Here is a 25,299-nt window from a genome sequence, read left to right as displayed (position 1 = left end):
ATTCGTAAGCAGATATTGCGAGAAATCAGCGGTTTGACCGGGTAAACCGCTGATATTCACAATCCATCAATTCCGATAGCAGGCTAAGCTTTTCCATCAATAAAAAATGGATCAGCTTATGACTGCTCACGCTTCCGCCGCCGCGCACAGTGACGGCATCGACCCGGTACGCGCCGCCGAAATTTCCGCCCGCATCGATCGGCTGCCCGCCGTTGCCACCATCTGGCGTCTGGTGGCGCTGCTGTCGATCGGCGGATTTTTCGAACTCTACGATCTGTTCCAGACCGCCTACATCAGTCCCGGGCTGATTCGCGACGGCCTGTTCGCCACTGGCAGTCAGGGGGTGTTCGGCTTCTCCGATCAGGCGGCGTTCGCCTCGGCGACGTTCCTCGGCCTGTTCCTCGGCGCCAGTCTGCTCAGTCCGTTGGCGGATCGCTTCGGTCGCCGGGCAATCTTCACCTTCGCGCTGATCTGGTACACGGTGGCGACAGTCCTGATGGGGATTCAGACCTCAGCGCTGGGCATCATCGGCATGCGTTTTCTGGTCGGCATCGGCTTGGGTATCGAATTGGTGACGATCGATGCCTACCTCTCGGAACTGGTCCCTAAACGCATGCGCAGCTCGGCGTTCGCCTTTGCGTTTTTCGTGCAGTTCCTCTCGGTGCCGGCGGTAGCCTTGATGTCGTGGTGGCTGGTGCCGCAAGCGCCGTTCGGGGTGTCCGGCTGGCGTTGGGTGGTGCTGGCCAGCGCGGTGTTTGCGCTGTTTATCTGGTGGCTGCGCAAGCGTTTGCCGGAATCGCCGCGCTGGCTGGCGCAACACGGTCGGTTCGATGAGGCCAATCGGATCCTCGACCATCTCGAAGCGCGCTGCGCCAAGGATTACGGCAAAGCGCTGGATGCGCCGGAACCGGTGCCGGTCGATGTCGAAGGCAAGGGCCGTTTCGCCGATATCTGGCAGCCGCCCTACCGCCGCCGCGCGTTGATGCTGATCGTTTTTCATATCTTTCAGGCGATCGGTTTCTTCGGTTTCGGCAACTGGTTGCCGGCGCTGCTTTCCGGCCAGGGCGTGAGCGTCACCCACAGTCTGATGTATGCGTTCATCATCACCCTCGCCTACCCGCTCGGGCCGTTGCTGTTTGTGAAGTTCGCCAACCGTTTCGAGAACAAATGGCAAATCGTCGGCTCGGCGCTCGGCGCGATGACCTTCGGCACCCTGTTCGCCCTGCAGACCAGCGCCTTCGGGCTGATTTTCTGCGGTGTGATGATCACCTTCTGCAACGCCTGGCTGAGCTTCAGTTATCACTCCTATCAAAGCGAGCTGTTCCCGACCAACATCCGCGCCCGCGCGGTCGGGTTCTGCTATTCGTTCAGTCGCTTGTCGACGGTGTTCAGCAGTCTGCTGATCGGCATGTTCCTGGATAACTTCGGCACGCCGGGGGTACTGGCGTTCATCGTCAGCAGCATGCTGATCGTGATGCTGACCATCGGCTGGTTCGGCCCGCGTACGCGTAATCTGGCACTGGAAAATATTGCCCATCGTTGACGGCCAACACAGGACTCACCTGTGGGAGCGAGCCTGCTCGCGAAGGCGTCGTGTCAGTGGCTATAGGCTTGACTGACACAACGCTTTCGCGAGCAGGCTCGCTCCCACATTGGTTATTGGTGATGTTAAAACAGCTCAGTTCAATTGCAGGGTTTCATTGAACTGGCTGATCGCATCCACCACATGCCGCGAGCCTTGCTGGATTTCCAGGATCACCTCGCCCGCTTCGTTGGCCAGTTCCACGCCCAGCCCGGTGCGGCTCAGACTCGACTGCATGCTCGACACTGCGCTCAGCGACAGGTCGTGGTTCTTGCGCACCACGTCGACAATTTCCAGAGTGGCCTGACTGGTCCGCGCGGCGAGGCTGCGCACCTCATCGGCGACGACGGCAAAACCGCGTCCATGCTCACCGGCACGCGCGGCTTCGATCGCGGCGTTGAGCGCCAGCAAATTGGTCTGATCGGCAATGCCGCGAATGGTCTGGACGATGGTGCCGATGATGTCCGACTGTTTGCTGACCGCATCGATGCTCACCGCCGCTTCATTCAGATCGCGGGAAATGTCCTGAATGATCTGCACGGTCTGCTGCACCACCTGTGAGCCTTTCTGCGCGCAGGCGTCGTTTTGCACCGAGGTACTGTGGGCCGATTCCGCAGCGTTCTGCAGAGTGGTCATTTGCCGAGTGATGTCGCTGGCGAACTTGACCACTTTGTACAAGCGGCCCTTGGCGTCGAACAGCGGGTTATACGAAGCCTCCAGATAAACCATCTGCCCGGACTTGTTCTTGCGCTCGAAACGGTGCGAGTGATATTCGCCGCGATTGAGCGAAGCCCAGAACGCCTTGTACTGCGCGGATTCGGCTTCGGCGCGGTGACAGAACAGGCTGTGGTGCTGGCCGACAATTTCAGGGTGCGCGTACTGCATGGTCTGCAAAAAGTTGTCGTTGGCGCGGATGACATTGCCTTCGGGGGTGAACTCGATCACCGCCATGGAACGGCCGATCGCCGCCAGCATGGCTTCTTCTTCATGCTCTTTGTTGATGCGTGCGGTGATGTCCGCCGCAACCTTGATCACACTTCTGACCTGTTTGTCGGGACCGAATACCGGCATGTAACTGGCTTCAAGCCAGATCTCCCGGCCACTCTTGTTCAGACGCAGGAAAGTGCCGCTGAGCGGTTCACCACGGGCCAGGTCGCGCCACAACTTCGCGTAGTCCTCGCTGCGATAAAAGCTTTCTTCGCAGAAGATCCGATGGTGTTTGCCGCGCACTTCTTCGGCGCTGTAGCCCATGGTCTTGCAGAAGTTCTCGTTGGCGTCGAGAACGATGCCGTCCGGAGTGAACTCGATCATCGCCATCGAGCGGCTGATCGCTTCGATTTTCGCGTTGGCCTCAGTCAGCGCACAGCTGAAGCGCTCGATTTCCCGCAGGTCAGCCTTGTGATGTAGGTTGAACATGGTTGTATCACCTTCCGCGCGTTCTTTTGATTTGATGAAAGTTCAGGTCTTGCAAGATCCATCACTACGTTCCACAGAACAGGCACACGTCTTCCCCCACGGGAGGAAGTTGTCAGGTGATAAATGATGATCAATCGGATGCGCCGTGCAGCGACGCTCTGATCAAGACATCCTTTTCTTGATAGCCCGCATGCGGGCCAGCCCTAACGCGTAGAAGAACTTCCATTTAAGTGACGCTCCTTGTTGGTTCAGTGTTGGTGCCTTGAATTGCGCACTCTGGCAGCATGAATCACGGACCAACCTGTGCCGTCGGCCTGGTGGCATGACGGTCGACATGGTTAGTTACCTGCAAAGCATAGCCATCCCGACGCCGGGCGCAAGGCCACTAGTCGGCCAGTATCTGGCATTTTTTGCACAAGAAACGGTTCAGCGCGGGAAACAGTGTGGTGAAAACGGACGTTTTCGCCAGCGAGGCGGGAGCCCGTGAACCGGGCTTCCGCATGGTTTGATCAATGGCCGAAAATATCGACCTTCTTGGCTTTCTTCTCTGCGCGTTTTTCAATTGCGGTCTTGGCCGGCTTCTTCTTCGCGGCTTTCTTTGAATCCATACCTTTGGACATGATCGGTACTCCACTCACAGGGGTGTGAGTTCAGGTATACACCTATCCCGAAGCGCGCGTTCTTTTATAATCGGCGCTTTTCGCACAACAGCCGAGCTCATGCCCGATATCCACTACAGCCAGCTCGACGAATCGTTGTGGCCGCTGATGAACAAGTTCTACCGCAACCACCAGTCGTCGATGAAAGCCGTGCGCGAGGCGCAACTGTGGGTTGCAAGGCGCGGCGAGATCGTTGCGGCGCTGTGCCTGCGGCCAGTCTCGGGCGGACACTGGCTGACGGGGTTGTTTGTCGATCCGCAGTGTCGGGAACAAGGTGTCGCTGCGCAGTTGATCGCAGCGGCGGTTGCCCAGGTGGACGAGCCGGTGTGGCTGTTTTGCCATCCGGATTTGCGCGGGTTTTATGAGCGGCGTGGGTTCAGCTTCGATCCGCCGCTGCCGCAGGCGATGGCCGAGCGGTTGAGCCGGTACGCGCGGAGTAAGCCGATGATTGCGATGGGACTCAATCCCGCAGATTTACGCTGAAACCCTGTGGGAGCGAGCCTGCTCGCGAATGCGGTGTGTCAGCGCCGAATTTGGTTCTGATACTCCGCGTTCGCGAGCAGGCTCGCTCCCACAGGGGTTGATGGTGTTCTGACAATCAGTCGTCAGCGTTGGGATCAAGGTCCGGAAACAGCACTTCGGTAAAGCCGAACTTGCTGAAATCGGTAATCCGCGACGGATACAGCCGGCCGATCAGGTGATCGCATTCATGCTGCACCACCCGTGCATGAAACCCCGAGGCCACTCGCACGATCGGCTCGCCCTTGGGATCAAAGCCTTCGTAGCGAATCTGCTGATAGCGCTCCACCGCGCCGCGCAGGCCCGGCACCGACAGACAACCCTCAAAGCCCTCTTCCATCAACGGATTCAACGGTGTGATCAGCGGATTGATCAGGATCGTCTGCGGCACTGCTTCGGCGTCCGGGTAACGCTCGCTGTGTTCGAAGCCGAAGATCACCAGTTGCAGGTCGACGCCAATCTGCGGCGCCGCGAGGCCAACGCCGCCGACGCTTTCCATGGTCTGGAACATGTCATCGATCAGTTGCCAGAGCTCGGCGCTGTTGAACATTTCCGGTGGTACCGGCGCGGCGATGCGCAGCAGGCGCTCGTCACCCATTTTCAGAATTTCACGAATCATGTTCGGGCTTCATCAGTGTCCGGCTTGAGCGAATGATCGCGGCCCAGGCCCGAGACGTGTTGTTTGGGGGATTCGTCAGGCTCGCCAGGGGCTTTTTCGCCCTTTTCCTTGCCTTCGGCGGACATGTGCTCGATCACTGCATTCATCTCCGCGCCGAGCAACAGGACTGCGGAGGAAATGTAGAAATACAGCAAGAGCACGATGATCGCCCCGATGCTGCCATACATCGCGTTGTAGTTGGCGAAGGTTTTCACGTAGAAGGCAAAACCCAGCGAGGCGAGGATCCACACCACCACAGCCAGCACCGAACCTGGAGTGATAAAACGGAATTCCTGTTTGACGTCGGGCATCACGTAATAGATCAGCGCCACCGCGACCATCATCAGAATCACGATCACCGGCCAGCGGGCGATCGTCCACACCGTGACGATGAAGTATTCCAGCCCCACTTGTGCGGCAATCCAGCCCATCACCTGCGGCCCGAGCACCATCAGCGCAGCGGCGATCAGCAGCATGCCGGCGATGCCGACGGTGTAGACGATCGACAACGGGAAGCGCTTCCAGATCGGCCGGCCTTCGACCACGTCGTAGGCGGCATTCATTGCGCTCATCATCAGGCGCACGCCGGCGGACGCGGTGTACAGCGCAATAACGATACCGATGGACAGCAGGCCACCCTTGGATTGCTGCAACTGGTCGATCACCGGGTTGACCTGCTCCAGTGCCTGCGGTGGCAGCACCAGTTCAGATTGCAGACGCAGCCAGGAAAAGAAGTCCGGCAGGTGCAGGAAACCGATAAGGGCAATCAGGAAAAGAATGAACGGAAACAGCGAGAACAGCATCTGGTAGGCCAGCGCCGAGGCGTAGGTCGACATTTCGTCATCGACGAACTCAGTGACCGTGCGCACCATCACCCGGTGCAGGGGCAGACCTTTCATGTCCGGAAATATCATTCGCGTCTCCTTGCGCCGCAAAAGGTTGAAGTCGTGGCGACTCAGGGGCCGTTTTTTACCTCAAGGTAGCCTACTTGGCGATCCTTCGGCGGATGACCGCAGGGTTCTGATACAAAAACGGCCATCCTTGGATGGCCGCTCGTGTGATTCGTTCAAGGCTCGCTTACGCCTTGTCGACGCCTTTTTTCACAGCGTCCTTGGCGTTGCCAACCGCTTGCTGGGCTTCGCCTTTTTTCTCTTGAACCTTGCCTTCGGCGCGCAGCTTGTCGTTGTCAGTGACCTTGCCGACGCCTTGCTTGACGTTACCGACGGCTTCGTTGGCCATGCCTTTTACTTTATCGCCTGTGCTACTCATGGTGTTTCTCCGTGATGCATATAGGGAAGAAAAGTCATTACGTAACGATTGACCGGTGCGCTTTGCGCCGAGTTTCATTTATTTTGCCGGCATTTCGTCGTGGCGCGCAGGTTGCGCTTTATGTTTGCCGGCGTTGCCCCGAGAATGCTCAGCCTACGGGCGTCGCGCCCGGCACACCGATTCGCAGGAATGTCATGAAGCTCAATAAAACCCAGGCCATCGCCCGTCGCAACCAGGAACTGGGCGGCGCCGTGCTCGGCACCAACAACTGCCACTTCGCCGAACTGAACCGCAACCGCAATATCTGGTGGTTCGACCTGCCGGTGTCGCGTCTGGCCATCGGTCAGTACGAGTGGATTCACTTGCTGCTGCACACCCCGGCCACCGATGAGTTGCTGCACCTGAAAGTGCCCACGGTGTTCCTGCGCGAAAAGCTCGAAGGCCTGGTGATTCGCAATGAAGGCAAACGCAAGGCGGCGCTGAGCCTGGAATTGAGTGCGGACAAGGATTCTTATCTGCAGGACATGCGACCGGCGGGGACCAACGTGAATTTTGCGCCGTTTCGTCAGTAGGATTTGTGGCGTCAGCCCTTCCCCTCACCCTAGCCCTCTCCCAGAGGGAGAGGGGACCGACCGGGTTGTTCTTACGGAATACGCCGACCTGAAATATCGAGCCGAACTCAGGTTCTGAAAAGCTTGAAGATCGGCTCCCTTCCCCCTCGCCCCCTTGGGGGAGAGGGTTGGGGTGAGGGGGTAGGATTTACCAGACGCTGCAAATCACCAATCTTTCCCAACAAAAAGCCCCGCATCTGCGGGGCTTTTTATTTACGCGGCAGACTTGGCCTTGATCTTCTTCAGTTCTTCATCCCGCAATTCGCGGCGCAGGATCTTGCCGACGTTGGTGGTCGGCAGCGCATCGCGGAATTCCACCGAGCGCGGCACTTTGTAGCCGGTAACGTTGGCGCGCATGTGGTCCATGACCTGCTCTTTGGTCAGGGTCACGCCCGGTTTGGCGACGATGAAAATCTTGATCGCCTCACCCGATTTCTCGTCCGGCACACCGATCGCCGCGCACTGCAATACGCCGGGCAAAGTCGCCAGCACGTCTTCCAGTTCGTTCGGATAGACGTTGAAGCCAGACACCAGAATCATGTCTTTCTTGCGATCGACGATGCGCATGTAGCCGTCCGGCTGGATCAGCGCGATGTCACCGGTTTTCAGCCAGCCGTCGCTGTCGAGCATTTCATCGGTGGCTTCCTGACGCTGCCAGTAGCCCTTCATCACTTGCGGGCCTTTGACGCACAGCTCGCCGATTTCGCCCAGCGGCTGCTCGACACCGGCATCGTCGATGACTTTGCACAGGGTCGACGGCACCGGAATGCCGATGGTGCCGATCTGGATGTGCTGAATCGGGTTGACCGTGGCCACCGGGCTGGTTTCGGTCATGCCGTAGCCTTCGCAGATGGCGCAACCGGTCACGGCTTTCCAGCGCTCGGCCGCCGCCAGTTGCAGGGCCATGCCGCCGGACAGGGTAACTTTCAGCGCGGAGAAATCCAGTTTGCGGAAACCTTCGTTGTTGCACAGCGCCACGAACAGCGTGTTCAGACCGACGAAACCGCTGAACTTCCACCTCGACAGTTCCTTGACCATCGCCGGCAGGTCGCGCGGGTTGCTGATCAGGATGTTGTGGTTGCCGATCAGCATCATCGCCATGCAATGAAAGGTGAACGCATAGATGTGATACAGCGGCAGCGGCGTGATCAGGATCTCGCAGCCTTCGTTGAGGTTGGAGCCCATCAGCGCCTTGCATTGCAGCATGTTGGCGACCAGGTTGCGGTGCGTGAGCATCGCGCCCTTGGCCACGCCGGTGGTGCCGCCGGTGTATTGCAGCACCGCGACATCGCCGCTGTCCGGGTTGGCTTCGGCCACTGGCTGGCCGTGGCCCTTGCTCAGAACGTCGTTGAACTTGATGGCTTTGGGCAGGTGATAGGCCGGGACCATTTTCTTCACGTACTTGATGACGCTGTTGATCAGCAGGCGCTTGATCGGCGGGAGCAGGTCGGCGACTTCGGTGACGATGACGTGCTTGACGCCGGTCTTCGGCACCACGGCTTCGGCCAGGTGCGCCATGTTCGCCAGGCACACCAGGGCTTTGGCGCCGGAGTCGTTGAATTGGTGTTCCATTTCCCGCGCGGTGTACAGCGGGTTGGTGTTGACCACGATCAGCCCGGCGCGAATGGCACCGAAGACCGCGACCGGGTACTGCAGGACGTTGGGCAGTTGCACGGCGATTCGATCACCGGGCTGCAAGTCGGTATGCTGTTGCAGATACGCGGCAAAGGCCCCGGACAGCTCGTACAGCTCACCGTAGGTGATTGTCTTGCCGAGGTTGCTGAAAGCCGGTTTGTTGGCGAAGCGTTGGCAGGATTGCTTCAACACTGCCTGAATGTTCGGATACTCGTCTGGATTGATCTCGGCTGCGATTCCAGCCGGGTACTTATCCTTCCAAAAGTCTTCGATCATGGAAGCCCACTCCTCAGCAACGCGAATTCTTCACCGCATTTGATGCGATTATTATTGGTGTGTGTTTTGTATTGGTGAATCCGGCGTTTTACAGGCCGAGAAGTCACAAAGCGCGCCGAGAGTAGCAGCTTTGCCAAGGGTCGACCAGAGCCAAAAGAGGCCCCTACAGTCATATTGATGACTCAAGACTTGCCAGCGGTCATTTTAGAGCAAAAATCCTATTACCCTGTGAAAGCCCCGTAGTCATGGGGTGTAAAAGCAAAAGATCGCAGCCTTCGGCAGCTCCTGCATTTGGAATGCGTTTCCTGTAGGAGCTGCCGAAGGCTGCGATCTTTTCGCTCCTAACCTTTATGCGATATCCCGCAATTCGCGCCGCAGAATTTTCCCTACAGGCGTCATCGGCAACGACTCACGCAACACGATGTGTTTCGGCACCTTGTAGGCCGTGAAATTCTCTTTGCAGTAAGCCTTCAGCTCTTCCAGGCTGACCCCGCTCTCCCGCGCTACCACAAACAGCTTCACCGCCTCTCCCGAACGCTCGTCCGGCACGCCGATGACCGCGCAGTTAGCGACTTTCGGGTGGGCCATGACCACGTCTTCGATTTCGTTGGGATAAACGTTGAAGCCGGAGACGATGATCATGTCCTTCTTGCGATCGACGATGCGCACAAAACCGTCCGGGTCGATCACGGCGATATCGCCGGACTTGAACCAGCCCTCGGCGTCCAGCACTTCGGCGGTGGCTTCGGGTTTGTTCCAGTAGCCCTTCATGATCTGCGGGCCTTTGATGCACAGCTCACCGCGCTCGCCCAGCGGCTGCTCGACGCCGTCATCATTGATGATTTTCACCAGCGTACCCGGCACCGGCAGGCCCACCGTGCCCAAGCGCGATTGGTCGCCGTAAGGGTTAGTGCAGGCCACCGGCGAGGTTTCGGTCAGGCCGTAGCCTTCGGTGATACGGCAACCGGTCATCTGCTCCCAGCGCTCGGCGGTGGCCTTGACCAGCGCGGTGCCGCCGGAGTTGGTCAGCTTCAGACTGGAGAAATCCAGGGTCTTGAAGTCAGGGTGATCCATCAGCGCGACGAACAAGGTGTTCAAACCCAGTAGCGCAGAGAAGCGCCAGTTTTTCAGTTCCTTGATGAAGCCGGCGATGTCGCGCGGATTGGAGATCAACACGTTGTGGTTGCCGGACACCATCATGCACATGCAATTCGCAGTGAAGGCATAGATGTGGTACAGCGGCAGCGGCGCAATCATCACCTCCTGGCCTTCGCGCAACAGCGGCTGACCATCCTGGCCGAGCTGAGCCAGACAGGCGCGCACCTGCTGCATGTTCGCCACCAGATTGCCGTGGGTGAGCATCGCGCCCTTGGCCAGGCCGGTGGTGCCGCCGGTGTATTGCAGCACGGCGATGTCATCGAGGCCGACGTTCAGCGGCTTGATGCCCAGACCACGCCCCATGCGCAGCGCACTTTTGAACGAAGTGGCTTGCGGCAGCGAATACTCGGGCACCAGTTTCTTCACTTTGCTGACCACGGTGTTGACCAGCCAGCCTTTGGCGGTGGGCATCAGGTCGCCCATCTTCGCTTCGATCAAATATTGGATGTCGGTGTCGGGCAGCACTTCCTGGACTTTCTGTCCGAACAGATTCAGGTAGACCAGCGCGCGTGCGCCGGAATCCTTGAACTGGTGGCGCATCTCGCGCGGCGTATAGAGCGGGTTGGTGTTGACCACGATCAGCCCGGCGCGCAGCGCGCCGAACACGGCAATCGGATAATGCAGGACGTTGGGCATCTGCACCGCAATGCGATCCCCCGGCACCAGATCGGTATGGGCCTGCAGGTAACCGGCGAACGCCGCGCTCTGGCGTTCGAGTTCGGCGTAGGTCAGGGTGATGCCCATGCTGCTGAACGCCGGGCGGTCAGCGAACTTCTTGCAGGAACGCTCAAACACTTCGATGACCGACTTGAACTCGCCCATGTCGATGTCCAGCGGTACGCCGGCCGGGCGTTTGTCATTCCAGAAATCAGGTTGCATTGTTCTTGTCCTCTTTACCTGAGCCGATCCGGGAGCCGCTTTCTGTCGTTTCTGCTTCGTCCATGGAAGGCGAAAAGCACAAAGCGGAGCTTCACGGACACTAGCAGCTATGGCCATTGAGGCAAATATGACGCAAGCCCTCATTGATCCCGTGAATCTTCCTGCCGTGGCGTGAGCTGATCAGACGCGCTATACACTGTGGCGATGCTGAGCAAAGGAATCGCCATGACCCACGACACCTTCTGGCTGGACGCGAGTGACCGCAGCCGCCTGTACGTCAACCGCTGGCTCCCGGCCACGCCATTGAAAGCGGTGATTCTGCTGGCCCATGGCATGGCCGAACACAGCGCTCGCTACGCGCGGCTCGCTGACACGTTTTGCGACAAAGACTATGGCGTCTACGCCCCGGATCTGCGTGGCCATGGTCGCACCGCCGACAACGGCACCCTCGGCCATTTCGCCGATGACGACGGTTGGCGCAAGGTCGTCGGCGATCTGGCCAGCCTCAACCAGCACATCGGCCAGCAACATCCCGGCGTGCCGATCATCCTCCTCGGCCACAGCATGGGCAGCTACATCGCCCAAGGCTATTTGTTGCACCACAGCGCCAGTCTGCACGGGGCGATTCTCAGCGGCTCGAATTTCCAGCCGGTGGCCCTCTATCGCATCGCGCGGCAAATAGCCCGGCTGGAAAAACTGCGCCAGGGCGGCAAGGGCCGCAGCGCGTTGATCGAGTGGCTGTCGTTCGGCTCGTTCAACAATAAATTCAAACCGGTGCGCACCCGTTTCGACTGGCTGAGCCGTGATCCGGCCGAAGTCGACAAGTACGCCGCCGACCCGTTATGCGGCTTTCGCTGCACCAATCAGCTGTGGGTCGACCTGCTCGGCGGCTTGCAGCAAATCAGCAAAGCGTCCAATCTCGCGCAGATCGATCCGGGCCTGCCGCTGCTGGTGATTGGTGGCGAATGTGATCCGGTGAGCGAGGGCAAGCGTCTGACAGATCTTGCCAATGCCTTGCGCAGGGCCGGCAGCCAGCACCTGCAACTGAAGATCTACCCGCAGGCCCGGCACGAATTGTTCAATGAAAGTAATCGCGACGAAGTGACCGCCGATGTGCTCGCCTGGATCGACCAAGCCCTGAGCCACCAGCGCCCGCAGCGCAGCGAATAATTTTTTGTGGATTGACTGAAATCCGTCACAGGAATCGAAACCGATGACCCAGGTTACCAACATCCCTTACGAAGCCCTCGAAGTCGGCCAGACCGCCAGCTACAGCAAGACTGTCGAAGAGCGCGACATTCAGCTGTTCGCCGCGATGTCAGGCGACCACAACCCGGTGCATCTGGACGCCGAGTTTGCCGCCGCCAGCATGTTCAAGGAACGCATCGCCCACGGCATGTTCAGCGGTGCGCTGATCAGTGCAGCGGTGGCCTGTGAATTGCCTGGGCCGGGCACCATTTATATCGGTCAGCAGATGAGCTTTCAGAAGCCGGTGAAGATCGGCGACACGCTGACAGTGCGCCTGGAGATTCTGGAGAAACTGCCGAAATTCCGCGTGCGCATTGCCACTCGCGTATTCAATCAACGTGATGAGTTGGTGGTGGATGGTGAAGCGGAGATTCTCGCGCCGCGCAAACAGCAGACGGTGACGTTGCCGACTTTGCCGGCGATCAGTATCGGCTGATCAGTCGCACAAAATAAAAGTGGGAGCGAGCCTGCTCGCGAAGTGGTCGTGTCAGCAAAAGCAACATTGCATGACACACCGAATTCGCGAGCAGGCTCGCTCCCACAGTTGTTTCAGTGCAGCTTAAGAGTTGGCACGAGCCTGGTTGCGCAGGGCTTTCACCTGGTCGTGGTTGCGTTGTACGCCGTGATATTGGCGTTCAACCAGATCACGAATACCCACCAGGTTGTGCTTGGTGATTTTCTCGAGGGCTTCTTTGTAGGCCTTCAGTGCGTGGTCTTCACCGCGCTCTGCTTCGTTCAGCACAGCCTCTTCGTCTTTACCGGTGAACATGGCCTTGACATCGACCCAGCGACGGTGCAGATCACCGCTGACGCTGGTCGAGGTTTCCGGATCGCCGCCCAGCGAACGTACCTGAGCCTGCAGCTCGGCTGCTGCGGTGGCGCAATCAGCGGAGCGAGTCACGAACAGGGTTTTCAGTTCTGGGTGCTTGATGTCTTCAGCGCAAGTCTTGAACCCTTCCTGACCGTCCTTGCAGGTTTCAATCAGGTCGTTGAGTACAGAAATGGCTTCTTTTTTCATGTCGGTCATTTTTCAATTCCTTGCGATGGGTTGAAGATGCAAGGGATATTGCAGTGTGCGTGCCAGCTTTTTGATCGGATAAAAATCCTTTATTTTCAACAAATTACGAAAGATTGAACCATCTGTATGCTGGTTTTTTGCATGATCTGTCATTTGGCCTGCATGCAGAATGCCTGTATTTTCCAGGCTGTGATGTGAATCGATGAAGCGTGCTGATGAATCCGGAAAAACTCGAACTGCTGATTACCCGCGAAATGCCCTTCGGCAAGTACAAAGGCCGAATCATTGCCGACCTGCCCGGCCCCTATCTGAACTGGTTTGCCCGTGAAGGCTTTCCCCACGGTGAACTCGGTGGCCTGCTGGCGCTGATGCAGGAGATCGACCATAACGGCCTGTCCGACCTGCTCGAGCCGCTGCGCGCAAAACACGGCAAACCCGCCCCGCGCCACTGACGCGCCCTTCCCTCTTGAGCCTTGCCGACCATGCCTGACAACACCCGCCGCGCCCGTGACGAAGCCTTCTGGCAAACCTTTGCCGATCGATACGATGTGCAGCCCGGTCCGGTCAATCTGGAAAACGGTTACTTCGGGCGCATGTCGCGCACAGTGATCGAGGAGTACCAGCGCAATATCGAGCTGATCAACGCCAGCAACTCGATTTATGCACGCCAGCGCTTTGAACAGCACGACAACCTTGAGATCCGCGCGCAACTGGCCGAACTGATTGGCGTGCGCGCGCAAAGCGTGGCGCTGACGCGCAATGCCACCGAAGGCCTGCAATCGCTGATCCGCAATTACAATCGTCTGCAACCGGGTGATCAGGTACTGATCTGCGACCTCGAGTACGACACGGTCAAGGGCGCCATGCGCTGGCTGGCGAAGCAGCGTGGCGTTGAGGTCATCGAAATTGCCCACCACCATCCCGCCAGTTTCGACAGCCTGCTGGAAAGCTACCGCGAGGCGTTCGTCCGCCATCCAAAACTCAAACTGATGGCCCTGACCCACGTCACCCATCGCACCGGTCTGGTTATGCCCGTGCAAGCCATCGCCGCGCTGGCCAAAGAGCATGGCGTCGACATCATCCTCGACGGTGCCCACGCCCTCGGCCAGATTGAATTCGACCTGCAAGCGTTGGGCATCGCTTTCGCCGGTTACAACCTGCACAAATGGATCGGCGCACCGCTGACCCTCGGCTTTATCTATATCGCCCCGCAGCGTCTCGCCGACATCGATCCGGACATGGGCGAGATGCATTACCCGGTCAGCGATATTCGCGCGCGGACCTCGTACAGCACGCCGAACATCCCGGCACTGATGACCTTGCCGCTGGTGTTCGAAGAGCACGACGCGCTCGGCGGCGCCGCAGCCAAAAGCCCACGCCTGAGTTACCTGCGCAACCTGTGGGTCAGCCGGGTCCGGCACCTGCCGGGCATCGAGGTGCTGACGCCGGACGACCCGCAACTGTATTGCGGGATCACCGCGCTGCGCTTCACCCGGCATGCCGATCAGCAGGCCATGGCCGAGCGTCTGCTCAGCGAATTCAACCTGTTCACCGTGGTGCGCACCGGCGCCGCGTGCGGGCCGTGCATTCGCATTACCCCGGGGCTGACCACCACGGCTGGCGAGATGGAGCAGCTGGTTCGGGCGCTGGATCGACTGCGCTAGAACGGCGCTCCGGAGTTTTTTTCGTAGCCTTCCAGGCCAAGTTGCGACGACACGGCGAAGGTGTCGATGCCGAGGGTCTGGCAGGCGAAAGCACCGTCTTCAAGATCCGCGCCGGCGATCGGCTGCAATACCAACCGCAAGGCGTCCTCGGCGGCACCTTCACAGCCGCAGCGACCGGGCAGGTGCAAGGTGCCGGCCCAGGCTTCGTGGTGAGCTTGCGCTCCTGCTTCGTCGCCGGGAATGAATACGTTCAGCTTCAGGCAAGCAGCGCCGCGCGCCGGCCGATCCGGATAGACACTGGTGAAACGGACGATGCCATGGCTGTCAGTCGATTGACTGCCGCCCAGGCTGGTGTCCCCATCGACACGCTGTTGAATGCGCACCAGCGCGCCGATGACCGGCTCGCTGGTCATCGCATCGACCAGCGACAGACGCAGGACCAGCGGCAAGCCTTGGACACCTTGGCTGATATTGCGCACTTGAGATTCAGCTGCGGGGCGGCCGAGGGGAAGTTGCTTCGGTTGATAACGGGATTGTGGCGTAAGGGTCAGAGACTGAAGGTCGTCCATGAGGCGTTCTCTCTTCCATAAGATGGACGCAGATTAACCCCGTGAAAAAGTCAGCGTGCAGTAACTATGTATCGCCGCATGTACCGGCAATTTTTTTCAGCGCAAAAAAAAGGTGCGCCGACCAAGCGCACCATAAAGCCGTAAAGCACACAACGAAGTGTCGGGTAACGATCAGTCCAGCAGCGCCAAGGCTTCGGCAGTGCATTCCTGAATGCGGGACCAGTCGCCGTTCTTGATCCACTCCGGATCAAGCATCCAGCTACCGCCCACGCACATGACGTTTTTCAGCGCCATGTAGCTCTTGATATTGGCCGGGCCGACGCCGCCAGTCGGGCAGAATTTCACTTCGCCGAACGGGCCGCCGAGGGCCTTGATTGCCGCCACGCCACCGCTGACTTCCGCCGGGAACAGCTTGAAGCGGCGATAGCCCAGACCGTAGCCTTCCATGATCCCCGAGGCGTTGCTGATGCCCGGCAACAGCGGAATCGGGCTGTCGACGCTGGCTTCGAGCAGGTCGCGGGTGATGCCCGGGGTAACAATGAACTGCGAGCCTGCCGCTTCAGCCGCCGCTAGCATGTTGCGGTCAAGCACGGTGCCGGCACCGGTCATCAGCTCGGGGCGCTGTTCGCGCAGGATCTGAATGGCCTTGAGGCCGAACTGCGAGCGCAGGGTCACTTCCAGCGCAGTCAGGCCACCGGCGGCGAGGGCGTCGGCCAGCGGCAGCACGTCCTGTTCGCGAGCGATGGTGATCACCGGCAGGATCCGCGCCTTGGCGCAGAGACTGTCGATCAGGGCAACTTTGTCCGCCATGGAAACGGTCGGGGATGGGGTTGTCATAGCGGCTGTTCCTTGGCTCATGGGCACCAGTAAATCTCTAACGTAGGTTGCAGAAACGCGCGCACCGGCATGGCCGCAACGTCATCGGATGCCAGCGCGGCATTCAGGGTGGTCAGTTTCGATTGACCGGAAATCGACAGAATCTTGTGCCGGGCCGAGGCCAGCAGCGCGCGGCTCATGGTCAGGCGCTGACGCGGCACGCTTGGCGCCAGCATCGGCCAGCAACGGCGCGTGCCATCGGCTTGCAGGGCTTCGGCGAGGTTCGGGCTGTCGGGGAACAGCGATGCGGTGTGGCCGTCATCGCCCATGCCCAGCACCAGCACGTCGATCGGCGGCAGTTCGCCGAGCAGACGATCGGCCTGTTCAGCAGCCTGCTCGACGTTGGCCGCCGCGCTGTAGAGGCTGAGGAACTGCGCCTTGGCTGCCGGGCCTTTGAGCAGATACTGCTTGAGCAGGCCGGCATTGCTGTCGGCATGTTCCACCGGTACCCAGCGTTCGTCGGCCAGGGTCACAACGACCTTCGACCAGTCCAGCTCCTGCTTGGCCAGGTGCTGGAAAAACGCTACCGGGCTGCGCCCGCCGGACACCACCAGCACCGCGTTGTCGCGCGCGGCAATGGCCTCGCTCAGTTGATTGGCAACGTTCAGCGCCAGGCCTTCAGCCAGCAGCACCGGGCTGTTGAATTCGCGGGCAGTCACACCCGTCGGCAGTTGCACATCAGATATCGCCATACCACGACCTCCCGTCCCGCGTGATCAAAGCAATGGAGCTCATCGGCCCCCACGACCCGGCCGCATAAGGCTTGGGCGCGTCGCCGGATTTCTTCCACCCGGCGATCAGCTGGTCACACCACTTCCACGCGGCTTCGATTTCATCTTTACGGACAAACAGGTTCTGATTGCCGTTCATCACTTCCAGCAACAACCGCTCGTAGGCATCGGGGATCCGCGCGCTACGCCAGGTGTCGGAGAAATTCAGTTGCAGCGGGCCGCTGCGCAGTTGCATGCCCTTGTCCAGGCCCTGCTCTTTGGTCATCACGCGCAAGGAAATGCCTTCGTCCGGTTGCAGGCGGATGATCAGTTTGTTGCTGATCTGCAGGCGCTGCTCCGGGGCGAAGATGTAGTGCGACGGTTCCTTGAAGTGGATGACGATCTGCGACAGCTTTTGCGGCATGCGCTTGCCGGTACGCAGGTAGAACGGCACGCCGGCCCAGCGCCAGTTGCGGATATCGGCACGCAGGGCGACGAAGGTTTCGGTGTCGCTCTGGGTATTGGAATTCGGTTCTTCGAGGTAACCCGGAACGGATTTGCCTTCGCTGTGGCCGGCGATGTACTGGCCGCGCACCACTTGTGTGGTCAGGCCTTCCGGACTGATCGGCGCCAGCGCCTTGAGCACTTTTACCTTTTCGTCACGGATGCTGTCGGCGGACAGGTCGGCCGGCGGGTCCATGGCAATCAGGCAGAGCAGCTGCAACAGGTGATTCTGGATCATGTCGCGCAGTTGGCCGGCCTTGTCGAAATAGCCCCAGCGGCCTTCGATGCCGACCTTCTCGGCCACGGTGATTTCCACGTGGGAGATGTAATTCTGGTTCCACTGGGTTTCGAACAGGCTGTTGGCGAAACGCAGGGCGATCAGGTTCTGAACGGTCTCTTTGCCCAGGTAGTGGTCGATGCGGTAGGTGCGGTCTTCCGGGAAGAACTGCGCTACTGCGTCGTTGACCTTGCGCGAGGACTCAAGGTCAGAGCCGATCGGTTTTTCCAGCACTACACGGGTATTTTCGGCCAGACCGACTTTCTCGAGGTTCTCGCAGATCGCGCCGTACACCGCCGCCGGGGTGGCGAAGTAGGCAATCATGCGCTGGCTGCTGCCGGCCAGTTCCGCCAGCGCCACGTAATCCTCAGCCTTGAGGAAGTCGACGTGCAGATAGGTCAGGCGCGCGAGAAAGCGCTCGGCCACGGTTTCGTTCAGCTCTTTGCCGACGTAACGGCGCAATTCGGCGGCGATGAACGCCATGTGCTGCTGCTCGCTGCCGGGCTCACGGGCCAGCGCGATGATGCGCGTGTCCTCGTGCAGCAGGTCGGCACCGTCAAGGTGATACAGGGCAGGAAACAGCTTGCGCAGGGCCAGATCGCCAAGCGCGCCGAACAAGGCAAAGGTGCACGGTTCAACCGTAATGGAAGGCATGATGTTTGTTCTTTTATCAAGTTAAGCTACAAATACCTTTTTTCAAGGCATCACTCAAGGGAAAATGTAGTAATAACCACAACATTTTCGCAGAATACTCAATCCGAGTGGTGGTCGCCCGGACGCATCAGTAGGATAGGCCACCGTCACGGGCCATATCAAAGGCCCAATTTGCATAGCCCGACGCAACTCTGCGTCGGTGAATCAGGAATTCCATATGGACCGCGTGCGAAATTTACTGGAACAGATCCAGAGTCGCCTTGAAGAGCTGAACAAGGCCGAACGTAAGGTCGCCGAGGTGATTCTGCTCAATCCGCAGCAGGCCACCCGCTTCAGCATCGCCGCCCTCGCCCAGGCCGCCTCGGTAAGCGAACCGACGGTCAACCGTTTCTGCCGTTCGTTCGGTGTCAGCGGCTACCCCGAACTCAAGCTGCAATTGGCCCAGAGCCTGGCCAGTGGTGCGGCGTATGTCAGCCGCGCGGTCGAGGCCGACGACAATCCCGAGGCGTACACGCAGAAGATCTTCGGCAGCGCCATCGCTTCCCTGGACAGTGCTTGCCAGGCGCTCGACCCGAACCTGATCAGCCGCGCCGTCGACCTGTTGATCCAGGCCCGGCAGATCCACTTCTTCGGCCTCGGCGCTTCGGCCCCGGTGGCGCTGGATGCGCAGCACAAGTTCTTCCGCTTCAACCTCGCCGTCACTGCCCATGCCGATGTGCTGATGCAGCGGATGATTGCCTCGGTGGCACACACCGGCGAGCTGTTCGTGATCATTTCCTACACCGGGCGTACCCGCGAACTGGTGGAAGTGGCGCGGATCGCCCGGGAGAACGGCGCTTCGGTTTTGGGCCTGACAGCGGAGAATTCACCGCTGGCCAAAGCCAGTACCCTGAGCCTGAACATTCCACTGCCGGAAGACACCGACATTTATATGCCGATGACCTCGCGGATCATTCAGTTGACCGTGCTGGATGTGCTGGCAACGGGGATGACCCTGCGCCGTGGCGTGGATTTCCAGCCGCATCTGCGCAAGATCAAAGAGAGCTTGAATGCGAGCCGGTATCCGGTTGGGGATGAATTCAACTAAAGATCAAAAGCCCCCTCACCCCAGCCCTCTCCCGGAGGGAGAGGGAGCCGACCGAGGTGTCTTGCGCGGTACATCGACCTGAAATATCCAGTCGATTATGGATTCAGAACTGCACTTTCACGTCGGCGTAATTCTTGAGCATCCCCCATTCGGTCCCCTCTCCCTCTGGGAGAGGGCTAGGGTGAGGGTATCGGTGTACTTGACGCACTAAGCCGCCGCCCACGCCTGCAAACTCAAATGCGCCTTCTCCCCCGGCGCCAGGTGCAGGCTGTCCGTGCCGCCCGCCGCTGCTTCCACGCAGACGAATTCGGAAATCTCGTCCCAACTTACCCCCAGTAACGGCCGCGCGCCGGGATGCCAGACGACGGTGTCGCCGCTGTCGCCGGTATCGATGCACAACTCGCGCTGCCAGGCGTGATCCTTAAGCTGCAATTCGCCGTCATGCTGGAACACCCGCTGACAGCCGCCATCGACCCGCAACTCGCCTTCCTGCTGGCAAACCCGACGATTCAACTGGTCATAACCCTGAGCGCCTTCGAGCCCAGACAGCGCTATCTCACCAACATCGCCTATACGCCAGTAAGCGTGCAAAGCCTGGCTCAACTGGCACGGCATGTCGTCCTGATGCTCGGTGCTCAGCCGTAATTCCATGCGTTCGCCCAGGTGCGCGTGCAGGTCGACCTGCCAATCGCACAGCTGCAATTGCCAGTGCAGGCGCACGCCGTCTTCGGCGCTGCTGCTGTCGAGCAGTTTCCAGTCGAGCAGTCGCGCCCAACCATGGGACGGCCAGGCGTTTTCGCTCGGATGACGGCCATACCACGGCCAGCACACCGGCACGCCACCGCGAATCGCGCCGACATGCGGCCACTTCGCCGCGCACCACAACCACGGCTTCTGCCCACGCGGCTGAAAGTGCAGCAACTGCGCACCCTGCCGACTGAACACCGCCTGACACAGCGGATGATCGATCACCAACACGTCGCGCATCTGATAGCGCTCCCAGGCGAACACCGGTCGCTCGCGCAGGGATTTGAAGAAGCGTTGCAGCGGATGCTCATGCATTGGCTACGGTCCTGAAAATCATGGGGGTACAATTACCTTTGTGACCCTTGAATACTGTGGCGAGGGGATTTATCCCCGTTCGACTGCGAAGCAGTCGCAAACCTGGAAAACGGCCTCTCGCTGATACACCTCAGTGGATGGTTTTGGGGCCGCTTCGCAGCCCAGCGGGGCGGTGCGACGTTTCGCTAAATCCCCTCGCCACAAAAAGCTCTCCAGCCACAAAAAATCATCAAGCAACACATCTGACCTGTGTCACAAAAAAAAGCGGACAGCCTGGGCTGTCCGCAAAATGCGCACATAGAGAGGAGCTTATCGCAGACGCGTTAGAACGTTGACTGAATTTTCAGGCCAGCGACCAAAGCGTTATCGACTTCATCCACACCGCCCGGATGGGTGATGTATTGCAGGTTGGGACGCACGGTCAGCCAGTTGGTGACGTGGATGCCGTAGTTGAGCTCGTAGTTGTACTCGGTCTCACGAATCGGCGAGAACGCGGCGTTGTCGTAATCGGACACACCGTTGGAAGCGTTCAGCAGTTCAGCGTTGCGCTTGACGTCCTTGTTGACGTGGATACGCGCCGCGCCGATACCGATGTCATCTTTCGGACGCGCGTCGAAAGGGCCTTTGTAGACAAACATCACCGACTGGTAGTTGTCGATGAAGTTGGTGTCCTTGTCGTGGAAGGTCGCGTTGGCGGCGATGTTCAGACCGCGAGTCGCATCACCGTTGTGGCTGGTGAGTTGCTGTTGCGCAACGAACCAGTAACCGCTTTTGCTGTTGTGCGACTTGTAGTCATCACCGGTGGTTGCCGCATCAAGACCGTTGACGTCTTCGCGAACGTCGTCGGCATCGGCCGTGCTCTTGTAGTAACCGACGCGGTATTCGCCCGGCAGGCTGTTGACCTTCGGCGACCAGACCAACTCAACCGGCAGCACGGTACCTTTGGTGCCGCTGCCGCTGAGCTTGAAGCCGTTGCCGTGTTCCAGTTGCGACGGGTTCTGGTTGTACGCACCGATCTGCGCGTAGAGCTCGTCGTTGATGTTGTACTTCACACGGATCGCGGCCTGGCTGACGGGCCAGTTGTACCAGATGTTGGTCGCCCAGTTACCCACTTGCGAACCGCAGAACGCCAGGTTCTGGAAGTCGCACGGGAAGGTGTTGAAGTCTTCGCCTTCGCCGAAGTAACCGGCCTTGACGTCGAGCTTGTTGTCGAAGAACTGGTGCTGAATCCACAGTTGGGTCAGACGCACCATGTGGCCACGGCCGTAGACTTCCTGCGAGGAGCTGAGGGTGCCGGCACGCGGATCGCCAACGCGGTCGTTGGAGATGTTGTAGCCGTTACGGTTGGTCAGCTGGATCTTCGCCTGGGTGTTGTCCCAGCCCCACAGCTTCTGCAGGTCGAGGGCCACGCCCAGACCGAACTGGTCGGCGTAACGCGCAGTCTTGTCGTCGTTGTAACCGCCGTTCAGGTTGGCGCCCATCTCGCCAACGTAGTCGGCCTTGATGTCGATACCCTGCTCGATCAGCTTGGTGCGCTCACCGCCCCAGTCGCCGGTCATCCACTTGGAGTCGGAGCTGAACGCATCCGCCGCCATTGCATTACCGGCCAGCACCAGTGCAGCTGCCGCTGAAACCTGGCAGATCAACCGGGCATTGACGTGTTTCTTTTTCATCCCTACATCCTCGTCTTTATTGTTATTAACTGTTTTTATCTAACGCGGTTTACATAAAGTGCAGTGCTCGACAGGCCGGGCACTGCTTGCCCCCTGTGGGAGCGAGCCTGCTCGCGAATGCGGTGTATCAGGCGACATCAATGCTGGATGTCAGACCGCTTTCGCGAGCAGGCTCGCTCCCACATTTTGTACTTCAGCGGCCTTTGAACTGCGCCACATTCGCCGACCGGGTCTCTGTCTGCACCTGGCCCGCAACGCCCAGACGCTCGCCGGTATTGGCGTCGAACAACAACACTTTCGATGGATCGAACTGCAGCGTCAGGCTTTCGCCCACCTGCGGTGCCACGTCCGGCGCCAGTCGGCAGCAGACCTTGGTGTCATTCAGATTGACGAACACCAGCGTGTCCGGACCGGTCGGTTCAGTGACCTGCACTTCGGCACGGATGCTCGGCAGACCATTGCCCTCGCCGTTCGCCAGAACAATCTGCTCCGGGCGCAGGCCGAGGATTACTTCGCGATCTTCGAGGCCGGCGTCCTGCATGCTCATCGGCAATTCGCAACGCGCCTGACCGCTGTCGAGCAGCGCCAGCAGGCGACCTTCCTTGCGCTGCAAACGCAGGGGGATGAAGTTCATCGGCGGCGAACCGATGAAGCTTGCGACGAACAGGTTGGCCGGGTCGTTGTAGATGTCTTTCGGCGTACCGAACTGCTGAATGATGCCGTCCTTCATCACCGCCACCTTGTCGCCCAGGGTCATCGCTTCGATCTGGTCGTGGGTCACGTAGACCGTGGTGGTTTTCAGACGCTGGTGCATCAGTTTCATTTCGGTACGCATCTCGACGCGCAGCTTGGCGTCGAGGTTCGACAGCGGTTCGTCGAACAGGTAGATCTTCGGCCGCCGCGCCAGGGCACGGCCCATCGCCACACGCTGTTGCTGACCACCGGAGAGCTGGCCCGGTTTGCGATTGAGCAGGTGTTCGATCTGCAACAGCTTGGCCACGCGGGCGACTTCTTCGTCGATCGCTGCCTGCGGCATCTTGCGGATCTTCAGGCCGAACTCGATGTTCTCGCGCACGCTCATGGTCGGGTACAGCGCATAGGACTGGAACACCATGGCGATGTCGCGATCCTTGGGGCTCATGCCGCTGACGTCCTGATCACCGATCATGATCGCGCCGCCGGTGATGGTTTCCAGACCGGCGATGCAGTTCATCAAGGTCGATTTGCCGCAGCCCGACGGGCCGACGAGGATCAGGAATTCACCGTCCTTGATCGACAGTTCGATGTTCTTCAGGGTGTCCGGCAGGCCGGCCCCATAGGTCTTGTTTACGTTGCGAAGTTCAAGCGTAGCCATGATTACCCCTTGACCGCGCCGGCCGTCAGCCCGCGCACGAAATACTTGCCTGCGACCACATAGACCAGCAGGGTCGGCAGGCCGGCGATCATCGCCGCTGCCATATCCACGTTGTATTCCTTGGCGCCGGTGCTGGTGTTGACCAGGTTGTTCAGCGCCACGGTGATCGGTTGCGAATCACCGCTGGAGAACACCACACCGAACAGGAAGTCGTTCCAGATCTGGGTGAACTGCCAGATCAGGCAGACCATGATGATCGGCGTCGACATCGGCAGAATGATGCGGCGGAAAATCGTGAAGAAACCCGCGCCATCCAGACGCGCAGCCTTGACCAGCGCATCGGGAATGCTCACGTAGTAGTTGCGGAAGAACAGCGTGGTGAACGCCAGACCGTAGACCACGTGCACGAAGACCAAGCCGGTGGTGGTGCTCGCCAGGCCCATCTTGCCGAGGGTGAACGAGGCCGGCAGCAGCACGGTCTGGAACGGCAGGAAGCAGCCGAACAGCAGCAGACCGAAGAACAACTGCGAACCACGGAAGCGCCACATCGACAGCACGTAACCGTTCAACGCACCGATGGCGGTGGAGATGATGACGGCCGGTACGGTGATCTTGATCGAGTTCCAGAAGTAGCCGTCAACCGTGGCCCAGGCCTTGACCCAGCCGATGCCGCTGACCACGGTCGGCCAGCTCAACAGGTTGCCGGTGCTGATATCTTCCGGGGTCTTGAAGCTGGTCAGCAACATGACTACCAGCGGCACCAGATAGAGGAACACTGCGAGGATCAGCACCGCGTAGATCGCGATGCGACTGAAGCTGATCGCAGGTTTGGCAGCGAGACTAGTCATGACGCTTGGTCCTCAGCTCGGAATACAGGTAAGGCACGATGATCGCGAGGATCGCACCGAGCATCAGAATCGCACTGGCCGAGCCCATGCCCATCTGGCCGCGACTGAAGGTGAAGGAATACATGAACATCGCTGGCAGGTCGGAGGAATAACCCGGACCGCCGGCGGTCATTGCCGCAACGAGGTCGAAGCTCTTGATCGCGATGTGCGCGAGGATCATCACCGCACTGAAGAACACCGGACGCAGGCTTGGCAGCACGACTTTCCAGTAAATGCGCGGCATGCTCGCGCCGTCGATCTGCGCAGCACGGATGATCGATTGATCGACGCCACGCAGGCCGGCGAGGAACATCGCCATGATGAAGCCAGAGGCTTGCCACACAGCGGCGATCACCAGGCAGTAGACCACGCGATCGGGGTCGATCAGCCAGTCCAGACGGAAGCCTTCCCAGCCCCAGTCACGCAACAATTTGTCCAGGCCCATGCCCGGGTTGAGCAGCCATTTCCATGCGGTACCGGTGACGATCATCGAGAGCGCCATCGGGTACAGGTAAATGGTGCGGATAAAGCCTTCGCGACGGATGCGCTGATCGAGGAACACCGCCAGCAACACGCCGATCACCAGGGTAATGCCGATGAACATGCCGCCGAACACGGCGAGGTTCTTGCTCGCCACCCACCAGCGATCGTTGTCGAACAACCGCGCGTATTGCGCCAGACCGGCCCACTTGTAGTTGGGCAGGAAGGTCGAGGTGGTGAACGACAGAATGAACGTCCACAGGATGTAGCCATAGAAGCCCACCAGCACGATGAACATGCTCGGCGCCAGCACCAGTTTCGGTAGCCAGCGCTGCAATGCATCGAACGGCGAGGCCTTGCTGAACACAGCAACAGAACTCATGGGGAAATCCACAATAAGGGTTTACGAAAGCATTCCCTTGCAGGAGTGAGCCCTGTGGCGAGGGGATTTATCCCCGATCGACTGCGCAGCAGTCGCGAAATCATTACATGCGGTATTTCAGACACTGCACCGCTGCAACTTTCCGGGGTCGCTTCGCAACCCATCGGGGATGAATCCCCTCACCACAAACGC

At 59.5% G+C, this 25,299-nt stretch carries 23 protein-coding genes and 2 pseudogenes; 8 read left to right on the top strand and 17 right to left on the bottom strand.

Features of this window, described 5'->3' with window-relative positions; genetic code table 11:
* Positions 1-118 precede the first annotated feature (118 nt).
* Complete coding sequence (locus ACV8MC_RS13355) at positions 119-1,543, top strand: MFS transporter (RefSeq protein WP_150741963.1); 1,425 nt, start codon at positions 119-121, stop codon at positions 1,541-1,543.
* Between the two features lie 135 nt (positions 1,544-1,678).
* Here ACV8MC_RS13355 and ACV8MC_RS13350 read toward each other — a convergent pair.
* Positions 1,679-2,104: pseudogene (locus tag ACV8MC_RS13350) on the bottom strand (methyl-accepting chemotaxis protein); the annotation flags it as partial.
* Positions 2,105-2,272: 168 nt separating this feature from the next.
* Positions 2,273-2,893, bottom strand: a pseudogene (locus ACV8MC_RS13345) (PAS domain-containing protein); the annotation flags it as partial.
* An 824-nt stretch (positions 2,894-3,717) separates the two neighbouring features.
* Between ACV8MC_RS13345 and ACV8MC_RS13340 the strand changes: the two are divergent.
* Positions 3,718-4,140 (top strand): GNAT family N-acetyltransferase, encoded by a 423-nt coding sequence (locus ACV8MC_RS13340; RefSeq protein WP_457262284.1) that lies wholly within the window; start codon positions 3,718-3,720, stop codon positions 4,138-4,140.
* 115 nt (positions 4,141-4,255) lie between these two features.
* Here ACV8MC_RS13340 and def read toward each other — a convergent pair whose 3' ends face one another.
* From def to ACV8MC_RS13325, 3 genes are all read right to left on the bottom strand, one after another.
* Positions 4,256-4,795 carry a peptide deformylase gene (gene def, locus ACV8MC_RS13335; RefSeq protein ID WP_076563914.1) on the bottom strand — a complete coding sequence of 180 codons (540 nt, stop codon included), beginning with the start codon at positions 4,793-4,795 and terminating at the stop codon, positions 4,256-4,258.
* Positions 4,792-5,748 carry a YihY/virulence factor BrkB family protein gene (locus tag ACV8MC_RS13330; RefSeq protein ID WP_150637508.1) on the bottom strand — a complete coding sequence of 319 codons (957 nt, stop codon included), beginning with the start codon at positions 5,746-5,748 and terminating at the stop codon, positions 4,792-4,794. Before ACV8MC_RS13330 ends, def begins: the two co-directional genes overlap by 4 nt.
* A 163-nt stretch (positions 5,749-5,911) precedes the next feature.
* Entirely contained in the window at positions 5,912-6,103 is a 192-nt protein-coding gene (locus ACV8MC_RS13325; RefSeq protein WP_041479186.1) for a CsbD family protein, read from the bottom strand.
* Positions 6,104-6,297: 194 nt separating this feature from the next.
* On the opposite strand from ACV8MC_RS13325, the gene ACV8MC_RS13320 reads away from it, so the two are divergent.
* Positions 6,298-6,675, top strand: coding sequence for a hypothetical protein (locus ACV8MC_RS13320; RefSeq protein WP_016775519.1), 378 nt, complete (start codon positions 6,298-6,300; stop codon positions 6,673-6,675).
* A gap of 252 nt (positions 6,676-6,927) precedes the next feature.
* Here ACV8MC_RS13320 and fadD1 read toward each other — a convergent pair whose 3' ends face one another.
* Together fadD1 and fadD2 are read right to left on the bottom strand one after the other, a co-directional pair.
* Positions 6,928-8,625: a long-chain-fatty-acid--CoA ligase FadD1 gene (fadD1, locus tag ACV8MC_RS13315; protein WP_457262283.1), complete on the bottom strand. Its 1,698-nt coding sequence runs from the start codon at positions 8,623-8,625 to the stop codon at positions 6,928-6,930.
* 348 nt (positions 8,626-8,973) lie between these two features.
* A complete protein-coding gene (gene fadD2, locus ACV8MC_RS13310; RefSeq protein ID WP_150637506.1) occupies positions 8,974-10,662 on the bottom strand; it encodes a long-chain-fatty-acid--CoA ligase FadD2 in 1,689 nt (562 codons plus the stop codon).
* A 225-nt stretch (positions 10,663-10,887) separates the two neighbouring features.
* Between fadD2 and ACV8MC_RS13305 the strand changes: the two genes are divergently transcribed.
* Together ACV8MC_RS13305 and ACV8MC_RS13300 are read left to right on the top strand one after the other, a co-directional pair.
* Positions 10,888-11,832: an alpha/beta hydrolase gene (locus tag ACV8MC_RS13305; protein ID WP_457262282.1), complete on the top strand. Its 945-nt coding sequence runs from the start codon at positions 10,888-10,890 to the stop codon at positions 11,830-11,832.
* A 43-nt stretch (positions 11,833-11,875) separates the two neighbouring features.
* Positions 11,876-12,346: a MaoC family dehydratase gene (locus tag ACV8MC_RS13300; protein ID WP_003227420.1), complete on the top strand. Its 471-nt coding sequence runs from the start codon at positions 11,876-11,878 to the stop codon at positions 12,344-12,346.
* A 123-nt stretch (positions 12,347-12,469) separates the two neighbouring features.
* Here the strand turns inward: ACV8MC_RS13300 and ACV8MC_RS13295 are convergent, their stop codons facing one another.
* A complete protein-coding gene (locus ACV8MC_RS13295) occupies positions 12,470-12,937 on the bottom strand; it encodes a ferritin-like domain-containing protein (RefSeq protein WP_457262281.1) in 468 nt (155 codons plus the stop codon).
* 206 nt (positions 12,938-13,143) lie between these two features.
* On the opposite strand from ACV8MC_RS13295, the gene ACV8MC_RS13290 reads away from it, so the two are divergent.
* The gene (locus tag ACV8MC_RS13290) at positions 13,144-13,380 is read left to right on the top strand and encodes a DUF3820 family protein (protein WP_003227425.1); all 237 of its coding nucleotides are present in this window, start codon (positions 13,144-13,146) and stop codon (positions 13,378-13,380) included.
* Between the two features lie 30 nt (positions 13,381-13,410).
* Positions 13,411-14,592, top strand: a complete 1,182-nt coding sequence (locus ACV8MC_RS13285) for an aminotransferase class V-fold PLP-dependent enzyme (protein ID WP_457262280.1) — start codon at positions 13,411-13,413, stop codon at positions 14,590-14,592.
* Here ACV8MC_RS13285 and ACV8MC_RS13280 read toward each other — a convergent pair.
* The 4 genes from ACV8MC_RS13280 to zwf form a co-directional block, all read right to left on the bottom strand.
* Positions 14,589-15,161 (bottom strand): hypothetical protein, encoded by a 573-nt coding sequence (locus ACV8MC_RS13280; protein ID WP_457262279.1) that lies wholly within the window; start codon positions 15,159-15,161, stop codon positions 14,589-14,591. The genes ACV8MC_RS13285 and ACV8MC_RS13280 overlap by 4 nt on opposite strands.
* Positions 15,162-15,332: 171 nt before the next feature.
* The gene (locus ACV8MC_RS13275) at positions 15,333-15,998 is read right to left on the bottom strand and encodes a bifunctional 4-hydroxy-2-oxoglutarate aldolase/2-dehydro-3-deoxy-phosphogluconate aldolase (protein WP_056787965.1); all 666 of its coding nucleotides are present in this window, start codon (positions 15,996-15,998) and stop codon (positions 15,333-15,335) included.
* Between the two features lie 17 nt (positions 15,999-16,015).
* A complete protein-coding gene (gene pgl, locus ACV8MC_RS13270; protein ID WP_457262278.1) occupies positions 16,016-16,729 on the bottom strand; it encodes a 6-phosphogluconolactonase in 714 nt (237 codons plus the stop codon).
* Positions 16,716-18,182: a glucose-6-phosphate dehydrogenase gene (gene zwf / locus ACV8MC_RS13265; RefSeq protein ID WP_016773537.1), complete on the bottom strand. Its 1,467-nt coding sequence runs from the start codon at positions 18,180-18,182 to the stop codon at positions 16,716-16,718. The genes pgl and zwf overlap by 14 nt, the downstream gene beginning before the upstream one ends.
* Positions 18,183-18,408: 226 nt before the next feature.
* On the opposite strand from zwf, the gene ACV8MC_RS13260 reads away from it, so the two are divergent.
* Positions 18,409-19,269 carry a MurR/RpiR family transcriptional regulator gene (locus ACV8MC_RS13260; RefSeq protein ID WP_169842436.1) on the top strand — a complete coding sequence of 287 codons (861 nt, stop codon included), beginning with the start codon at positions 18,409-18,411 and terminating at the stop codon, positions 19,267-19,269.
* 207 nt (positions 19,270-19,476) lie between these two features.
* Here the strand turns inward: ACV8MC_RS13260 and ACV8MC_RS13255 are convergent, their stop codons facing one another.
* The 5 genes from ACV8MC_RS13255 to ACV8MC_RS13235 all read right to left on the bottom strand — a co-directional run bounded on the left by ACV8MC_RS13255 (position 19,477) and on the right by ACV8MC_RS13235 (position 25,107).
* Positions 19,477-20,331, bottom strand: coding sequence for a D-hexose-6-phosphate mutarotase (locus ACV8MC_RS13255; protein WP_252876779.1), 855 nt, complete (start codon positions 20,329-20,331; stop codon positions 19,477-19,479).
* A gap of 323 nt (positions 20,332-20,654) precedes the next feature.
* A complete protein-coding gene (locus ACV8MC_RS13250; protein ID WP_252886693.1) occupies positions 20,655-22,004 on the bottom strand; it encodes a carbohydrate porin in 1,350 nt (449 codons plus the stop codon).
* A 193-nt stretch (positions 22,005-22,197) separates the two neighbouring features.
* On the bottom strand, positions 22,198-23,358 hold the full coding sequence (locus ACV8MC_RS13245) for an ABC transporter ATP-binding protein (protein WP_457262277.1): 1,161 nt from the start codon (positions 23,356-23,358) through the stop codon (positions 22,198-22,200).
* Between the two features lie 2 nt (positions 23,359-23,360).
* On the bottom strand, positions 23,361-24,206 hold the full coding sequence (locus tag ACV8MC_RS13240) for a carbohydrate ABC transporter permease (RefSeq protein ID WP_016773534.1): 846 nt from the start codon (positions 24,204-24,206) through the stop codon (positions 23,361-23,363).
* On the bottom strand, positions 24,199-25,107 hold the full coding sequence (locus ACV8MC_RS13235; RefSeq protein WP_016773533.1) for a carbohydrate ABC transporter permease: 909 nt from the start codon (positions 25,105-25,107) through the stop codon (positions 24,199-24,201). The genes ACV8MC_RS13240 and ACV8MC_RS13235 overlap by 8 nt, the downstream gene beginning before the upstream one ends.
* Positions 25,108-25,299: the final 192 nt, after the last annotated feature.

It is taken from the genome of Pseudomonas sp. PK-RTE-24 (assembly GCF_054052265.1).
This window is presented reverse-complemented; position numbering and strand designations above follow the sequence as displayed.

Excerpts from the sequence above, each read along its gene's own strand:
- ACV8MC_RS13355 (WP_150741963.1), top strand. The coding sequence starts at position 119 with ATGACTGCTCACGCTTCCGCCGCCGCGCACAGTGACGGCATCGACCCG.
- ACV8MC_RS13340 (WP_457262284.1), top strand. The coding sequence starts at position 3,718 with ATGCCCGATATCCACTACAGCCAGCTCGACGAATCGTTGTGGCCGCTG.
- def (WP_076563914.1), bottom strand. The coding sequence starts at position 4,795 with ATGATTCGTGAAATTCTGAAAATGGGTGACGAGCGCCTGCTGCGCATC.
- ACV8MC_RS13330 (WP_150637508.1), bottom strand. The coding sequence starts at position 5,748 with ATGATATTTCCGGACATGAAAGGTCTGCCCCTGCACCGGGTGATGGTG.
- ACV8MC_RS13325 (WP_041479186.1), bottom strand. The coding sequence starts at position 6,103 with ATGAGTAGCACAGGCGATAAAGTAAAAGGCATGGCCAACGAAGCCGTC.
- ACV8MC_RS13320 (WP_016775519.1), top strand. The coding sequence starts at position 6,298 with ATGAAGCTCAATAAAACCCAGGCCATCGCCCGTCGCAACCAGGAACTG.
- fadD1 (WP_457262283.1), bottom strand. The coding sequence starts at position 8,625 with ATGATCGAAGACTTTTGGAAGGATAAGTACCCGGCTGGAATCGCAGCC.
- fadD2 (WP_150637506.1), bottom strand. The coding sequence starts at position 10,662 with ATGCAACCTGATTTCTGGAATGACAAACGCCCGGCCGGCGTACCGCTG.
- ACV8MC_RS13305 (WP_457262282.1), top strand. The coding sequence starts at position 10,888 with ATGACCCACGACACCTTCTGGCTGGACGCGAGTGACCGCAGCCGCCTG.
- ACV8MC_RS13300 (WP_003227420.1), top strand. The coding sequence starts at position 11,876 with ATGACCCAGGTTACCAACATCCCTTACGAAGCCCTCGAAGTCGGCCAG.
- ACV8MC_RS13295 (WP_457262281.1), bottom strand. The coding sequence starts at position 12,937 with ATGACCGACATGAAAAAAGAAGCCATTTCTGTACTCAACGACCTGATT.
- ACV8MC_RS13290 (WP_003227425.1), top strand. The coding sequence starts at position 13,144 with ATGAATCCGGAAAAACTCGAACTGCTGATTACCCGCGAAATGCCCTTC.
- ACV8MC_RS13285 (WP_457262280.1), top strand. The coding sequence starts at position 13,411 with ATGCCTGACAACACCCGCCGCGCCCGTGACGAAGCCTTCTGGCAAACC.
- ACV8MC_RS13280 (WP_457262279.1), bottom strand. The coding sequence starts at position 15,161 with ATGGACGACCTTCAGTCTCTGACCCTTACGCCACAATCCCGTTATCAA.
- ACV8MC_RS13275 (WP_056787965.1), bottom strand. The coding sequence starts at position 15,998 with ATGACAACCCCATCCCCGACCGTTTCCATGGCGGACAAAGTTGCCCTG.
- pgl (WP_457262278.1), bottom strand. The coding sequence starts at position 16,729 with ATGGCGATATCTGATGTGCAACTGCCGACGGGTGTGACTGCCCGCGAA.
- zwf (WP_016773537.1), bottom strand. The coding sequence starts at position 18,182 with ATGCCTTCCATTACGGTTGAACCGTGCACCTTTGCCTTGTTCGGCGCG.
- ACV8MC_RS13255 (WP_252876779.1), bottom strand. The coding sequence starts at position 20,331 with ATGCATGAGCATCCGCTGCAACGCTTCTTCAAATCCCTGCGCGAGCGA.
- ACV8MC_RS13250 (WP_252886693.1), bottom strand. The coding sequence starts at position 22,004 with ATGAAAAAGAAACACGTCAATGCCCGGTTGATCTGCCAGGTTTCAGCG.
- ACV8MC_RS13245 (WP_457262277.1), bottom strand. The coding sequence starts at position 23,358 with ATGGCTACGCTTGAACTTCGCAACGTAAACAAGACCTATGGGGCCGGC.
- ACV8MC_RS13240 (WP_016773534.1), bottom strand. The coding sequence starts at position 24,206 with ATGACTAGTCTCGCTGCCAAACCTGCGATCAGCTTCAGTCGCATCGCG.
- ACV8MC_RS13235 (WP_016773533.1), bottom strand. The coding sequence starts at position 25,107 with ATGAGTTCTGTTGCTGTGTTCAGCAAGGCCTCGCCGTTCGATGCATTG.